The sequence below is a fragment of the Streptomyces olivochromogenes genome (assembly GCF_001514115.1).
Classification (GTDB): Bacteria; Actinomycetota; Actinomycetes; order Streptomycetales; family Streptomycetaceae; genus Streptomyces; species Streptomyces olivochromogenes.
Window position 1 is genome coordinate 72,959 of record NZ_KQ948478.1, and the last position, 13,019, is coordinate 85,977.

The 13,019-nt window shown below is 69.5% G+C and carries 13 protein-coding genes and 4 pseudogenes; 7 read left to right on the plus strand and 10 right to left on the minus strand.

Features of this window, described 5'->3' with window-relative positions:
• Positions 1-7: 7 nt before the first annotated feature.
• The 7 genes and pseudogenes from AQJ27_RS44400 to AQJ27_RS44415 form a co-directional block, all read right to left on the minus strand.
• Positions 8-319 (minus strand): hypothetical protein, encoded by a 312-nt coding sequence (locus AQJ27_RS44400; protein ID WP_079065748.1) that lies wholly within the window; start codon positions 317-319, stop codon positions 8-10.
• Between the two features lie 33 nt (positions 320-352).
• A pseudogene (locus AQJ27_RS53590) lies at positions 353-563 on the minus strand (IS5/IS1182 family transposase); the annotation flags it as partial.
• Positions 557-700: pseudogene (locus AQJ27_RS61040) on the minus strand (IS630 family transposase); the annotation flags it as partial. The pseudogenes AQJ27_RS61040 and AQJ27_RS53590, both read right to left, overlap by 7 nt.
• 384 nt (positions 701-1,084) lie before the next feature.
• Entirely contained in the window at positions 1,085-1,654 is a 570-nt protein-coding gene (locus tag AQJ27_RS59505) for an ISAs1 family transposase (protein WP_235613916.1), read from the minus strand.
• A gap of 12 nt (positions 1,655-1,666) precedes the next feature.
• Entirely contained in the window at positions 1,667-2,278 is a 612-nt protein-coding gene (locus AQJ27_RS59510) for a transposase family protein (protein WP_235613917.1), read from the minus strand.
• The gene (locus tag AQJ27_RS44410) at positions 2,275-2,496 is read right to left on the minus strand and encodes a helix-turn-helix domain-containing protein (protein WP_054237256.1); all 222 of its coding nucleotides are present in this window, start codon (positions 2,494-2,496) and stop codon (positions 2,275-2,277) included. Before AQJ27_RS44410 ends, AQJ27_RS59510 begins: the two co-directional genes overlap by 4 nt.
• Positions 2,496-2,987, minus strand: coding sequence for a DUF2975 domain-containing protein (locus AQJ27_RS44415; RefSeq protein ID WP_067382616.1), 492 nt, complete (start codon positions 2,985-2,987; stop codon positions 2,496-2,498). The genes AQJ27_RS44410 and AQJ27_RS44415 overlap by 1 nt, the downstream gene beginning before the upstream one ends.
• A gap of 682 nt (positions 2,988-3,669) precedes the next feature.
• Here AQJ27_RS44415 and AQJ27_RS58105 point away from each other — a divergent pair.
• Together AQJ27_RS58105 and AQJ27_RS58110 are read left to right on the plus strand one after the other, a co-directional pair.
• Positions 3,670-3,954: a DUF6884 domain-containing protein gene (locus AQJ27_RS58105; RefSeq protein ID WP_067382619.1), complete on the plus strand. Its 285-nt coding sequence runs from the start codon at positions 3,670-3,672 to the stop codon at positions 3,952-3,954.
• 11 nt (positions 3,955-3,965) lie between these two features.
• Positions 3,966-4,142 carry a hypothetical protein gene (locus tag AQJ27_RS58110; RefSeq protein WP_201264489.1) on the plus strand — a complete coding sequence of 59 codons (177 nt, stop codon included), beginning with the start codon at positions 3,966-3,968 and terminating at the stop codon, positions 4,140-4,142.
• 281 nt (positions 4,143-4,423) lie between these two features.
• Here the strand turns inward: AQJ27_RS58110 and AQJ27_RS44425 are convergent, their stop codons facing one another.
• Complete coding sequence (locus AQJ27_RS44425) at positions 4,424-5,827, minus strand: SLAC1 family transporter (protein ID WP_079065749.1); 1,404 nt, start codon at positions 5,825-5,827, stop codon at positions 4,424-4,426.
• A gap of 427 nt (positions 5,828-6,254) precedes the next feature.
• On the opposite strand from AQJ27_RS44425, the gene AQJ27_RS44430 reads away from it, so the two are divergent.
• The 3 genes and pseudogenes from AQJ27_RS44430 to AQJ27_RS44440 all read left to right on the plus strand — a co-directional run bounded on the left by AQJ27_RS44430 (position 6,255) and on the right by AQJ27_RS44440 (position 8,669).
• Positions 6,255-6,890: an antibiotic biosynthesis monooxygenase family protein gene (locus AQJ27_RS44430; protein WP_067382622.1), complete on the plus strand. Its 636-nt coding sequence runs from the start codon at positions 6,255-6,257 to the stop codon at positions 6,888-6,890.
• 191 nt (positions 6,891-7,081) lie between these two features.
• A pseudogene (locus AQJ27_RS44435) lies at positions 7,082-7,747 on the plus strand (transposase); the annotation flags it as partial.
• Between the two features lie 46 nt (positions 7,748-7,793).
• On the plus strand, positions 7,794-8,669 hold the full coding sequence (locus AQJ27_RS44440; protein WP_067382632.1) for a PhzF family phenazine biosynthesis protein: 876 nt from the start codon (positions 7,794-7,796) through the stop codon (positions 8,667-8,669).
• Between the two features lie 220 nt (positions 8,670-8,889).
• On the opposite strand, the pseudogene AQJ27_RS55170 reads toward AQJ27_RS44440, so the two are convergent.
• Together AQJ27_RS55170 and AQJ27_RS44445 are read right to left on the minus strand one after the other, a co-directional pair.
• A pseudogene (locus tag AQJ27_RS55170) lies at positions 8,890-9,033 on the minus strand (IS982 family transposase); the annotation flags it as partial.
• A 248-nt stretch (positions 9,034-9,281) separates the two neighbouring features.
• Complete coding sequence (locus AQJ27_RS44445; protein WP_067382635.1) at positions 9,282-9,545, minus strand: hypothetical protein; 264 nt, start codon at positions 9,543-9,545, stop codon at positions 9,282-9,284.
• Between the two features lie 1,557 nt (positions 9,546-11,102).
• Here AQJ27_RS44445 and AQJ27_RS44450 point away from each other — a divergent pair.
• Together AQJ27_RS44450 and AQJ27_RS44455 are read left to right on the plus strand one after the other, a co-directional pair.
• Positions 11,103-12,041, plus strand: a complete 939-nt coding sequence (locus AQJ27_RS44450; RefSeq protein ID WP_201264491.1) for an NAD-dependent epimerase/dehydratase family protein — start codon at positions 11,103-11,105, stop codon at positions 12,039-12,041.
• Entirely contained in the window at positions 12,038-12,961 is a 924-nt protein-coding gene (locus tag AQJ27_RS44455; protein ID WP_067382638.1) for an RNA polymerase sigma-70 factor, read from the plus strand. The genes AQJ27_RS44450 and AQJ27_RS44455 overlap by 4 nt, the downstream gene beginning before the upstream one ends.
• Positions 12,962-13,019: the final 58 nt, after the last annotated feature.

Genomic DNA, 13,019 nt, shown 5'->3' on the forward strand with positions numbered 1-13,019 from the left:
CGTCTGATCACACGAGGCGGACTCGCGCGGCTGGTATGCGGCCGGGCAGGTAGACGAATCCGTTGCCGTTGTCGAGGAGCAACCCCTCATCGATGCCGTCCACGGACCAGAGATCAACCGGCCCACCGGTGTTGTTGATCTGAAGGAAGAACTCTGCTTCCTCCTCGCCCCGACAGACGAAGATCCCCTCCACCTCAGGGCGACGGCTGCCGGCGATTCCCGGTGCGGCGCTCATCCGGGCCCAATCCAGGCCATGTTGTGCGATCGACTGCCGATTGAGCATGGACGAAACGTGGAAGAGGTTCGACGTATCAAACACGCCAGGAGTATAGAAGGCAGTGAGGCTTCCTCCTCAGGCTGAGGCGGTCAGCTCCAGGGTGAGGACGGCCTTGACGAGGTCGGTGATGCGGGTGGCGCCTGCAGCGGAGCTTCCACAGCAGGCGCCAGGACTTGAGGGTGGCCATGGCCTGTTCGCCGAGTGCGCGGATCTTCGCGTGGGCGCGGTTGACGGCCTTCTTCCCGGCGGAGAGCTTGTTCCAGCGGCCGCGGAAGGGGACACCGACCGCTCGCTGCCTCGCAGCGCAGCAGCGATCTCCCGGTTCTTCTCTCCGCCCCCGAAGCGTTTCACGGCCTGCAGCCGGATCCGCTCCCGCACGGCTCTCCCGGCGTCGGTCAACCCACCGCCCTGTGCGTATCTCACAGCCCAGGGCTACTGGAACCAAGCGCCCACCCTGAGGCGAACGGCTCCGACATCACCCGACCAAGGTCAGTACCTGCGGCGGACGGTGGTGTGTTCGCGTTCGGCGACGCCACGTTCTACGGTTCCATGGCAGGAAAACCCCTCAATGGCCGGATCACGAGTATTTCGCCGACGCCCACGGCCTCGGGATACTGGCTGAATGCCTGCGACGGTGGCGTGTTCGCATTTGGTGACGCGCCCTTCTATGGATCAAATCCGGTGTACGGCTGCCGAGGGACGTGACAGCCGACGCCTTACACCGGGCTCAGGCATGGCTCGCAGGGCATCGGCGTTGTAGTACGAGGGGCAGGGCTTCGGCATAGTCGCGTGACGTCCATTTCGTGATCATGTGAGTCCCAGGAGGGCGAGAGGTCGGCTGGCGTCGCGGGCGTTGCGCCGGAGGCCGGCGGCGATGCTGTTCTTCCCGGCGAGGCGAAGGGCGCCGATGGCGAGGTTGCGCCAGGTCGCCATGGCGCGGGGTGCGGAGCCGGTTCGCAGCTGGGAGGCGTCCTCGGCGAACGTCGCGTCTCGGACGTGGTGCAGGGCTTCGATCTTCCATTGGCTGCGGATCAGCCGAGCGAGCTCGGCGGGTGTGGCCTGTTCCGCAGTGAGGTCGGTGACCGCGTAGACGGTCTTGATGCTGACCTTGCCGGTCTTGCGGTCCATTCGGCGGCGTTTGAGCTGGATGGCCTGGCGGGCGCCGGGAAAGAGCAGGCTCCTCGCCGTGCACACCTTGATGCGGCGGATCTCAGCGCGGCCGTGGCCGGTGTCGTGGGTGCGGCCCTGCAGCGGGATCTGCTTCCAGGGAAGGGATTTGAGCTGCTTGTGGAGCTTCGCCTGGTTCCCTTTCGCAATCACGATGTACTGCGCGCCTCGGCCGAGCAGGTAGCCGGCGTACTCGCGCTGGATGCGCATGGCGTCCGCTGGTCACGACCACGCCCGCCAGATCGGCGAGGGTCTCCAGCAGAGGCTGGAAGCAGGTGATCTCGTTGGTCTTCTCGCCAACGTCGAGTTGGGCCAGGACCAGGCCGGAGAGGTGGCCGCCGGCGGTGAGCAGATGAATCTCGCGGCCCGTGGCCCTGGCCGCTCCGCGCAGGGTCTTGCCGTCGACCGCCACGCGTACAGCCGGCCGTCGGCCCCAGTGCGCCGGTCGGCCAGCCAGCGGCCCACGGCCCGGTCCGACGCGTCGCCGTCGATGCGGCCCAGCGGCCGACACACCGTCACCTCCGTCGGCAGGCACCGTTTCGGGGACAGCGGATCGGGCTGTACGCCGAGACGCTCCAGGGCGGACGGCGGGGCGTCGGTGATCCACTCACCCACCGCCAGCAGGGAGGTCGCTCCGGCCAGAACCGCCCACGCGGTCAGCGCAGGCATGACGACCAGCGCGTGCCGTACACCGCGCGGATCGCGAGGGTCGGGCGCCGCGGCCAGACGCTCCAGCAGGCCCGGGATCTCCCCAAGTACGGCCCCGGAATGCTCGCGGAGTTGGTCAAAGGGGCAAGTGGGATCGGCGATAACGCGTCGGCAGGCACGGTTCATTCGCCCGCGGTGTCCTCGGCCTCCCAGCGAAGCAGGTCGCCTGGCTGGCACTTGAGCACCTCGCAGAGCGCGGCGAGTGTGGCAAAGCGCACCGCCTTGGCGCGGCCGTTCTTGAGTACCGCCAGGTTGGCGGGCGTGATCCCTACGCGGTCCGCGAGTTCGCCCACGGACATCTTCCGTCTGGCCAGCATCACGTCGATGTCGACGGCGATCGGCATCAGATCACCTCGTCCAACTCGGCCTGCATCTGCGCCGCTTCGACATCGCGGGCGACGGCCTGGGCGAGCAGCATCCGCAGCACGAGCACGATGAGCGCGACTCCCAGGATGGCCACGCCAATCCCGCCCATGATGAGGGTGACGCCCGGGTCGTCCCGCTGGCCGGGCGCGTTGAGGGCCGTGACCGCGAACCACACGAGAGCAGCCGCGACGATCGCGCCGATGATGCCGTCCACGTACCGGAAGGCGGCGTGGGAGAACACGGTTCCGCGTCGCACCATCGTTACCAGTCGCCATACACAGACCAGGGCGACCTGGGCCGCCCCGATGCCCAGGATCGTGACCACGCGCAGCGGGGTCAGCGGGAGTGACCCGTCCTCCGGGTCACTCCCGCTGACCAACGCCCACACCATCAATGCCTGTACGAACACGGTGCCGGTGAGCACCACCACGAGCACGGCGCGCAGCGCGCGCACGGTCAGCTTTCCCATGACCCATCCTTCCATCGAGATGCGATGGGAATCTATCGACACTCGATAGGTGAAGCAAGGGCTGGGTCGGAGGGCGGGCGGCGGTCTCGCACCATGACAGGATGCCGCCGCCCCCTCCCGCGGCATGGCGCGATGCGAAGGTTCTCGATCTTGCCGAGTCGACCTCGCTCAGCCACAAATCGGACGCCATCCGACTACGCCGAAGTCTTGGTACGAGTCCCGGTTCGCGGCGGTCTGCCGGCCGGTGGCAGCCGGAACGTTGGCCGCACGGGTTTGAGCAGCAGACACGAGGTTCCTACCCACTTGGTAGGGGCCTCGTCGTCGCGAACGCTCTCCGCCTCTGCAGTCTCCTCGGCGGGCTCGTCCTCCTCTGCAGCGAGCACAGCAAGCCTGCGTGCCGGTTAAACAGTCACTTGCCGCCCTCTCGGTTCGGCGGTGACCTCTTGGCCGACCGCCACCACCGGTGCTCGCCCCCGAGCCTCCGCCGACGGCGCCGCGCGGGACGAGATCCGGGACTGCACCTGCGTGAAGTTCTGTGACGAGGACCCGGAGACTGCCTACGGCCTCTCTGGCCGTCGGCACGTGCACCTGGCCAGCCAGGGCACAAGCTCCTGCCCGTCCCCCCTGGACGCTGCAGTTGGTGACGTCTGATCGACAGCCGTCAACCCGTATGCGAGGCCTTGTGATTCAGGGGTTCGCGTACAGGTTCCCGAGCCGTGACGCCCAGGATTCCTGGAACCCGCGCGCCTTCCCGTGCGGCAGCCGCAAACTGGGCCGGCGCGCACGAGCGGCAGACCTGTATGTCGGCTCCTATCACCGGGCGTGCCGCAAGGCGGCTGATGCGCTGCGGCCCGACCGGCTGCTCATTCTCTCCGCGCGGTACGGCCTCCTCGACCTCGACGACGTCGTCGACCCGTACGACACACACCATGGCGCTGCCGACGCATCACGGCCCAAGCCCTCCTGAAGCAGGCCACGGTGCGCGACATCGTCCCCCTCGACCCCGTTGTGGCTCTCGGCGGCGCACAGCATGCCGACCTCGTCCGCACCGTCTGGCCGCACGCCCGCACGCCACTGGCCGGGACACGCGGCATGGGTGAGCAAATGGCCCGGCTCGCCGTGCTGCGCAAGGCACACGAGCAGCAGCTGATGTGACACCGCATGCCGCTGCGGGAAGGCGGCCCGGCCGCGGCCGACAGCCGCGTGACCGCGCAGGTGCGCAGGGCGGGGCAGGGCGGGGCGGAGCAGCGCCGGTGGCTAGGGTGCCTCCTGTCGGCGAGCAGGTGCGCGGCGCGGTGGGAGACGGCCACGACCGCGCCGCGAAACAGCGCCCGGACCAGTACCGGACGACGGATGCCGGGACGGGCGTTCTCGCCCACCCCACTGCGCCCATGATCACGCGAATGCCACGGCGGGCCCGTCAGTGAGAGAGCCGTTCAACCCTCGTCGTGTGCCAGCGTCAGATCAAAGGCCTCCTGGCCAACCGAATCCAGGGTGAGGGATGCCGCCCGAGCCGGGTACCCCGCAGCGACGACGGTGTACTGGTCGGCTTCGAGACCGGTGAAGGCGTACGAGCCGTCCTCGGCGGTGAGCGCGATGCCTACGATGTCGCCCGCCGGGTCCAGAAGGGTGACGCGGGCCTCGGAAACCGGGCGGCCGTCCGTGGTGCTGCTGCGGACGGTTCCCCTGAGCGCGGGCGCCACGCCGCGGCGCGCGTCAGGCTCGGCGGCCCCGCGGCGTGCATGCTCAGGGACGGGTCGGCGCCGCGCGTGCCCGGTGGCGTAGCGCAGGGAGCGGCTCACCACCACCATCCAGGCAATGACCACCAGCACGTAGAGCACGACAGCCACCCATATGAACAGCTGCGATCCGGTCCGCGCCGCGAGAGCGCTCGTGGCCGTCACACAGGCGCCCACCGGGAAGATGAACGACCACCATGTGGGCGCGAAGGGCAGCCCGCCCCGGACCGTCCGTGCGGTCAGCCCCGCGGCGAGTGCCAGCCACAACATGGCGAAGCCCCACACCGACACTCCTCCCAGCAACGCGGCGACCGCGGCGCCTCGCGCGTAGGGCGCGGGCAACACGCTCGGCGCCACCGCGGCCAGCGCGCCGAGCGCAGTCACCGACTGGCCCAAGGCGCCCAGGCCGATCCACACCGTGGGCACCACTGTTGCGGCGGGTACGTCGTGGTGCACCAGGCGGCCGTAGATCATGGCCAGCACCAGTAGCGCCGCGACGAAGCCGAGCCCCAGCATCGCGTAGCACCCCAGCAGCAGGGCGAGCCGCAGTTGCCCGGCCGGTGCGTGGGGCACCAGCAGCGCGCCCGTCGCGGCGGAGACCATCGGCGGCACCACCGGCATCAGCCAGCCGCCGAACGCCGCGTCCGGCGCGAAGCGGTGCCGGGTGACCATCAGATACGGCACCGTGCACGCTGTGACGAGACCGAGCACGGTACCGAGCGACCAGAGCACCCAGTCCACGCCCAACGCGGCCTCGAGCCCGATCAGCCGCCGACCCAACACCAGCGTCCCGGCGCCCACCGTGAGCAGCGCCACCGGCGGTGCTCCGAAGAACTGCGCCGCCACCGGATCGGCCGCGTGTACCCGCAGCGCCCGCTGCCTGAGGTAGCCGACGGCCAGCAGGATCAGCAACAGCGCCGCGCCCAGCCAGACCACCGTGGCGAAAGTCCGCAGCCCGGGAAAGCTCCGGGGCAGCGTGACCGCCGCGTTGGCGACGATGCCCGTACCCATGACCGACGCGAACCAGCTGGGGCCGAATACCGCACGCGTCGTTCTGTCTGCGGCAGGCGGCAACGGGCGGGCGGACGAGGAGGAATTCATGACCCAAACCTATGGCGGGGCTGGGGCAACACAGCCGGTCATGTCCAGATCTGAGGGGCTTGGAGCACATATCGAGTGACCGCCACAGTGCGGCAGTCCCGCAGGGCCGACCCAGCCGGCGGCACCCCGGTCGGCCGGCTGCCGACCGTGATTCCCGAGACCATGAGTTGTCCCGTAAAGATCACTCCCACCTGACAGTGCGTCATTGTTCGGCGACTGCCGCGTTGATGGCTCACCGTGCGGGTCATGTTCTGGTGTTGACCAGTTGTTGGCACCGGCCGCGGCGAGGGCCGGCGGCGCGGCGGCGGCCGAACGGAGCCTGTTGCGTAAACGGGCGGCGGTTGTTCGAACCCGGCTGCGTCGCTCGCCGGGTGGCGTGACCGTATCGTCTTGACCTGAAGCATGGTTGAGGTTTCACGATGGTGCGGTGACTGACAACGGAATCACCCTGATCGACGCGTGGGAACTGCCCGAGGACCGGATCGACGAGTCCATCGCACGCTGGCGGGAGCGCGTCGGGCTCATCCACGCCGCCCCCGGTTTCCAGGATGCGCGGCTACACCGCAGACTGTTCCCGCAGTCCCGGCTCGGCCTGGTGAATGTGGCGCACTGGGACAGCATCGAGGCCCGGGACGAGGCTCTGGCGAATCCCGACTTCACCGCGTCGGCAGCCACCGCGGCCAGCTATGCCACCGTGCACGGCGGATGGTATGAGGTGGCGGCCGAATTCCGCGCAGTGGGCAACGGTTCGGGCGAAGGGCCGGGAATCACCTTCATCAATGCCTTCGAGCTGCCCGCCGAGCGGATCGATGACTTCCTGCCTCACTGGCTCGACCGCGCAGAGCCGCTGAGCAAGGCGCCCGGCTTCCGGGACGACCGGCTGCACCGTGCGGTGGACCCGGACACTCGCTTCCAACTGGTCAGCATCGCGCACTGGGACAGCCCCGACGCATGGCGCACAGCAGACAACGACCCCCGCTTCCCACAGCCACAGCAACTGTCCTCCTCCCCTGACTTCGCCATCGCCGACCCCGCACTCTTCCGGGTTGTCGTCGATTTCTGAGCGCGGGTCGTTCGCTCCCGAGCCGTTCGCCCCGGTGGCCGAATCCGCCAAGCAGGCAAGGGGCAACCAAGAAGTCGCGCAGTTGGGCGTGTGGGCGACCCCGGCAGAGAAGCGGGCACAGGCCTTGATGATCATCGAGTTTCGACGCTCCGTGATCACCGGGAAAACCCGTGCCTGTACTGCCATCATGACTGATCGAACCGCTGTGGGACCTGTGGGACCTGTGGGACCAATTTTCGGCCCTGCTGCCCGAGCGGCCGCGCTACCACCTGGATCATCCCCCTGCGCTACGACCGTCTGCGCATCGACGACCGGATCGTGTTCGACAAGCTCCTGCAACTCTTGCGATTCGACTGCTCCTACGAAGCAATCGCCGACACGACCGGTTCGGTCGGCACGATCCGTAACCGGGGCGAACAAGGCCTGAAACGCTCCGGCATGACCGATGGGTACGGCATCCCAATCGGCCGTGTCCTCGCCCGGGCGAACTGCCACGATTCTCCGCTGCTGGCCCCCACGTTGGACCGCCTGGACAAGCTCGGGCCGCTGCCCGACGACACCGCGGTGCACCTGGATGCCGGCTACGACTCGAACAAGACCCGCGCCCTGCTCGAAGAACGGGGTCTACACGGCCGGATAGCGCACAAGGGCGACAGGGCCCCGATCCAGGCGCGCCGGCGCTGGCACGTCGAGCGAACGCACGCCTGGCAGAACGCCTTTCGCCCCTCGCCTGCCGCTACGAACACCGTGCCACCGTGACCGACGCGTTCTTCGACCTCGCGGACACGATCATCACCGTCCGTCGCCTCATCCGACAGGTCTGGATCGCCCGCGACAGGCGCCCGCCTCCGCCTCCACCCGCATCCGGGAACAGCCACGGCCCCGCCCCGCGTTGCCACGAACATGACTACGAATACGCCAAGGCCCGAGGTGCTGCGATACACCGCCTTCTCCAGCACTCCCGACGGCGGAAACCCCGCCGGCGTCGTTCTGGACGCCAACACCCTGGACGACAGCGACATGCTGGCCATCGCCGCCGACCTCGGATACTCGGAGTCCGCGTTCCTGACCGCGCCCCCGGAGGGTCTCGGCGGCCAGGAGGGGCGGACGTACACCATTCGTTACTTCAGCCCCAAGGCCGAGGTGCCGTTCTGCGGGCACGCCACCGTCGCGACCGCCATCGCGCTCGCCGATCGGATAGGCCCCGGGGAGCTCGTGTTCGCGACGCGCGCCGGCACCGTGCCGGTGGAGGTGACAGAGGAGGACGGGAAGCTCCGGGCCACGCTCACCAGTGTCGAGCCGCACATCGAGGAGATCGCCGACGCCGACCTCACGGAGGCGCTCGCCGCGCTCGGCTGGCCGGCCACCGATCTCGACTCCGACTTCCCGCCTCATATCGCCTTCGCCGGCGCCCGCCATCTCGTCCTCGCGGCGGCGACGCGCGCCCGCCTCGCAGATCTCGCCTACGACTTCGCGCGCCTCGAAGCCCTGATGCACCGCTTGGACCTGACCACAGTCCAGCTGGTGTGGCGGGAGTCGGCCACCGTCTTCCATGTCCGTGACCCCTTCCCCGTCGGCGGCGTCGTCGAGGACCCGGCGACCGGCGCCGCGGCCGCCGCGTTCGGTGCTTACGCCCGTGATCTCGGCCTGGTCCCCGAGGACGCCGTCCTCACCCTGCACCAGGGCGCGGACCTGGGCCGCCCTGGCGAGCTCACAGTGACACTGCGCGCGGGAGACACGCGCGTCCGTGTCAGCGGGGCAGGAACTCGCATCAGCTGAAGCACAGCCATGATGGCAGTGCAGGCACAGGTCCTGCCGGTGGCCACAGAGCGTCGCAATTCCGTGATCGCTAGGCCTGTGCCTCATCTGCTCCCAGGGTGCTCCATCGCGCCTGTCCGAGCGAGCTTTAAACCGAAGTAGTCCGGACGCCGGGCGGCGCGCGTGGCGCGCCGCCCGGCGTTGTCGTCAGTGGTCATAGGCGGTCAGTGAGCGAAGGACGGGCCAGCGTGACCAGTTCGGCGTCGATGAGCTGCGGGGCGATCCCCACGGCAGGCCACCATGGCGCGAGACACCGAGACGCCTTCAACAGATCGTCGGACTTCACATGGAGCGCGGTCGCGAGGGTGTCCAACTCTGTCTCCACGCAGTGACGTTGGACGCCCTCGTCGTATGCGCGCAGCCGATCCCCTGGAATCGATCATCTAGCGGGCCGCGAGGTGGTGAACGGCTCGTCGGCGCCGGCCAGTGGAAGCTGGGCGCGCCCGAGGTCCTGGTCGTGCTGACGCCGGAATGACGCACTCTCCCGCGCCGCTCCGGGCGGACTCGACGTGGGGGCGAGCCGAAAGGGCGCGTACGGGACCGCCGACTACTCGCGTACGGCACCACCGACTACTACGGGGCCTGGCGGCACGCCTCGGTTGCGACGACGCCCGCCACCCCGGATCGGACCAGATCGCTGACACAGCCGCTCTGGTCGCCCACCAAGCCGACGTAACAAGCCATCCGGACGGCATCCGTGACCTCGGTGCCCTGGTCCTGGACATAGTTCTCGCAGGCGGCGATGTCCGCGTGGGCGGCTGGTGCGGCGAAGAAAGTACCGCCCAGGGCGAGGGCCAGGCCGGCGAGAACACTGGGAATACAAGCCGAACGACGCATGAGGATGCACCTGCTCTCTGGGTCGGATCACGCGGTCCTGGGCGCGCCGGACCGCGGGCGGGGGCGGCGGCGAGCGAACGCGAGAGACGGAATCCCCTGGGCTTCGAGCACCACCAGGGTGGAGCAGGCGGTGTGCCGTGCCTGTCGTGCGGGTGGTGTGCGCTTCCTCCGAGACCCGATCGGCCCGGTATCGACCACCCTCGCTCTTACGACGCTAGAGCACTCCATGCACGCCCGCACTCCCGGAACGACGGTTCCCGGCGCCCGTTCTCCGACGCCGAAGTCATTCCCGAGGGGCTGTGGCCAGGTGGTTCCCCAGGCACTGACCTGACTGGCGGCGAACCCGCCAGGCCTCGTCAGGGGTGGGAGGCCCGTGCCGGGGATGTGGCTGGTGATCCGCAGTGCCTCTGGCAGGGGGGCGGTGTCCTCACCGGGATCGCCATCGCCGACGAGCCGCGTCACCACCACACGCTCGGTGTAACTGACGGCGGCCGTTGTCGGCCGCCGCGCCGTCGATGACGAACCAGGTCGCGACCGCACGCACCCCCTCTCGCCAGGGTAGGCAAGAGTCCTGGCCCAACTGGCCGGTGGCTGGTGGCTGGTGGCTGGTCAGCCGATCGAGGAGGGACCCGGTGCCGACGGGCTCAGGCAGGGGGGATACTGGCCGCCAATACCTGGACCTCGGCCAAGCCGCGCAGCCGGCGCTCCGGCAGAGGGACCCGCTTCTCCACGAAGCGACCGCCGAAGGTCTTGACCTCCATCTCCCGCAGGCCGACTGTCAGCTGCAGCGGGCCCAGTCCGCCGAGCCGAGCCCGGCGAGCGCCCGCCGGAGCGGGAAGTCGCCGCAGCAGCCGGAGAACGACTCCATGCCCAATCGGTCGCCGTCGGCGGGTCAACACCGGGTCCAACGAGGTCGGCGAGGCTGGTTGGTGGTAGCGGACGGCCGCCGCGTGAGCGACCGTCATGTCGGCCGGTGGCGAGGACCGTTGGCACGGCGGCGAGGGCCAGACCGGCCGTGAGGACACCCCCGTGCAGCAGCACCGGAGGACGCCGGGCACCGCCGCCCGCACCGTGGATCTCGTACTACATCTCCAGGCCGTTGACCGTGGCGAGGACAAAGCGGGCCAGTTCGGTGTACACATCCCGTTCGGCGGGCGCCGTGGAACGAGCAGACCGGGCAGACCCACCCGACACGCAGAACTCATCGGCCCGGCGTCCCGACCGCACTCAGGTCACACCACCCGCAGGTGACCCCTGCAGGTCACACCCCTGCAGGTCACACCATCCGCAGGTCACTGCCTGGAAGGTCGCCTCCTGATGTGTGCCGCATCCCGTGCGTTCCCGTGCGTTCCCCTGCGCTCTTCCGGGCCCTAGCCCCGTGGCCAGGTCCGGTCCTGGGCCGAGCGGGACGGCGGGCTCGTCCCCGTCTCGGGCTGTGCCCGGGCGGCACCAGCGGCCTCCTCCCCCGCCGTGTTCTCCCCCGCCCTCCGATGTCACAGAACGGCGGGGCTGTCTCGTCTCAGATTGCCGAAGACAGACTCCGAAATCAGGAGAGTGATGGTCATGCGGGTGTTCGTGGCAGGCGGGAGTGGAGTCCTGGGGCGGCGGCTGGTGCCGCAGCTCGTGGCTCGTGGTCACCAGGTGACGGCCACGACGACGAGCACGTCCAAGCTCGGCTTCGTGGAGCAACTGGGCGCGGACGGCGTCGTGATGGACGGACTGGACCCGCTGTCCGTCGGCGAAGCGGTGGCGGCCGCCCGGCCGGACGTGATCGTGCACCAGATGACCGGGATCAGCATGGCCCACGCCGGCAAGCCCGATCTGAAGCACTTCGACCGGTGGTCCCTGCCCACCATCAGGCTGCGCACCGAGGGAACCGATCACCTGCTGGCCGCCGCCGAGGCGACCGGCGTGCCGCACTTCGTCGCGCAGGGCTACGCCAACTGGAACGGGATCCGCGAGGGCGGCTGGGTGAAGACCGAGGAGGACCCGCTGGACCTGCACGAGAAAACACCCGCGCACCCGGCGATGGCAGCGCTGCGCCACGTCGAGGATGCCGTCACCAGCGCGGGCGGCGCGGTGATGCGATACGGCGCGTTCTACGGACCCGGCGCTACCGACGACCAGGTCGTACTCGTGCGCAAGCGGCAGTTCCCGCTGGTCGGCAACGGCACCGGCTACGCCTCCTGGATCCATCTCGACGACGCGGCGAGCGCCACCGTCCTGGCCATCGAGCAGAAAGCGAGGGGCGTGTTCAACATCGTCGATGACGACCCGGCCCCGGCCGGCGAGTGGCTGCCCCATCTCGCGGCGTGCGCGGGGGCGAAACGGCCGGTGCGCATCCCCCCGTGGCTGGCCCGGCTGCTGGCCGGGCAGGTGGTGGTGACGATGATGACCGAGGGGCGCGGCTTCTCCAACGCGAAGGCCAAGCGGGAGCTCGGCTGGGAGCCGCGCTATCCGTCGTGGCGGCAGGGCTTCAAGGAGGGGCTGGCGTGACCCGGACCGAAGAGTTCGAACAGCTGCGGCCGCTGCTGTTCTCGATCGCCTACCGGATCCTGGGCAGCGTGAGCGAGGCCGAGGACGCGGTCCAGGAGACCTGGCTGCGCTACGAGCTCTCCACGACCCGGCCCGCGTCGGCCAAGGCGTTCCTGTCGGCCGTGGTCACCCGGATCTCGATCGACGTGCTGCGCTCGGCCCGCCTGCGGCGGGAGGAGTACGTCGGGCCGTGGTTCCCCGAGCCGCTGCTCACCGACCCCTACGAGGACCCGGAGCACTCGGCGGAACTGGCCGACACGCTGTCGATGGCATCTCTGTTGCTGCTGGAACGGCTCAGCCCGCTGGAACGTGCGGTCTTCGTCCTGCGGGAGGTGTTCGCCTTCGGCTTCCCGGACATCGCCTCGGCGGTGGGCAGGTCGGAGACGGCGTGCCGCCAGCTCGCGGTGCGGGCACGCCGCCACATGGACGCGGGCCGGCCCCGGTTCGAGGCCGACAGGAAGGAGCGCGAGAAGCTCGCCGAGCGGTTCTTCGACGCCTTGCGGGAGGGGAACATCGACGGGCTGCGGGAACTCCTCGCCGGCGACGTGTCGCTGGTCGGGGACGGCGGCGGCAAGGCCCCGCAGTGGGCCAGCGGCTTCTTCGGCGCCGACCATGTGTCCGAGGTGCTCGCCACCCTCCTCCCGCCGTTCATCCAGATCGGTGGCGTCGTGGAACGGCACCAGGTGAACGGCCAGCCGGGCGCGATCTTCCGCGACCCGGACGGCAAGGTCCTCAACACCTGGACACTCGACATCCTCGACGGACGGATCCAGACCATCCGCACGGTGAGCAACCCCGACAAGCTCGGGCACGTGGGCCCCGTAGCGGACGCATGGGCGGTCCTGCGCGAAACACAACAGGTCCGTCGGGACGTGGACTGACCCGAAGCGCGCAGTGCGCTCCAGACTCGTGGTGCCGGGTGCCGCAGTCGGGCCGGGA

Excerpts from the sequence above, each read along its gene's own strand:
- AQJ27_RS59505 (WP_235613916.1), bottom strand. The coding sequence starts at position 1,654 with ATGCGCATCCAGCGCGAGTACGCCGGCTACCTGCTCGGCCGAGGCGCG.
- AQJ27_RS59510 (WP_235613917.1), bottom strand. The coding sequence starts at position 2,278 with ATGAACCGTGCCTGCCGACGCGTTATCGCCGATCCCACTTGCCCCTTT.
- AQJ27_RS44410 (WP_054237256.1), bottom strand. The coding sequence starts at position 2,496 with ATGCCGATCGCCGTCGACATCGACGTGATGCTGGCCAGACGGAAGATG.
- AQJ27_RS44415 (WP_067382616.1), bottom strand. The coding sequence starts at position 2,987 with ATGGGAAAGCTGACCGTGCGCGCGCTGCGCGCCGTGCTCGTGGTGGTG.
- AQJ27_RS44425 (WP_079065749.1), bottom strand. The coding sequence starts at position 5,827 with ATGAATTCCTCCTCGTCCGCCCGCCCGTTGCCGCCTGCCGCAGACAGA.
- AQJ27_RS44440 (WP_067382632.1), top strand. The coding sequence starts at position 7,794 with ATGACTACGAATACGCCAAGGCCCGAGGTGCTGCGATACACCGCCTTC.
- AQJ27_RS44445 (WP_067382635.1), bottom strand. The coding sequence starts at position 9,545 with ATGCGTCGTTCGGCTTGTATTCCCAGTGTTCTCGCCGGCCTGGCCCTC.
- AQJ27_RS44450 (WP_201264491.1), top strand. The coding sequence starts at position 11,103 with ATGGTCATGCGGGTGTTCGTGGCAGGCGGGAGTGGAGTCCTGGGGCGG.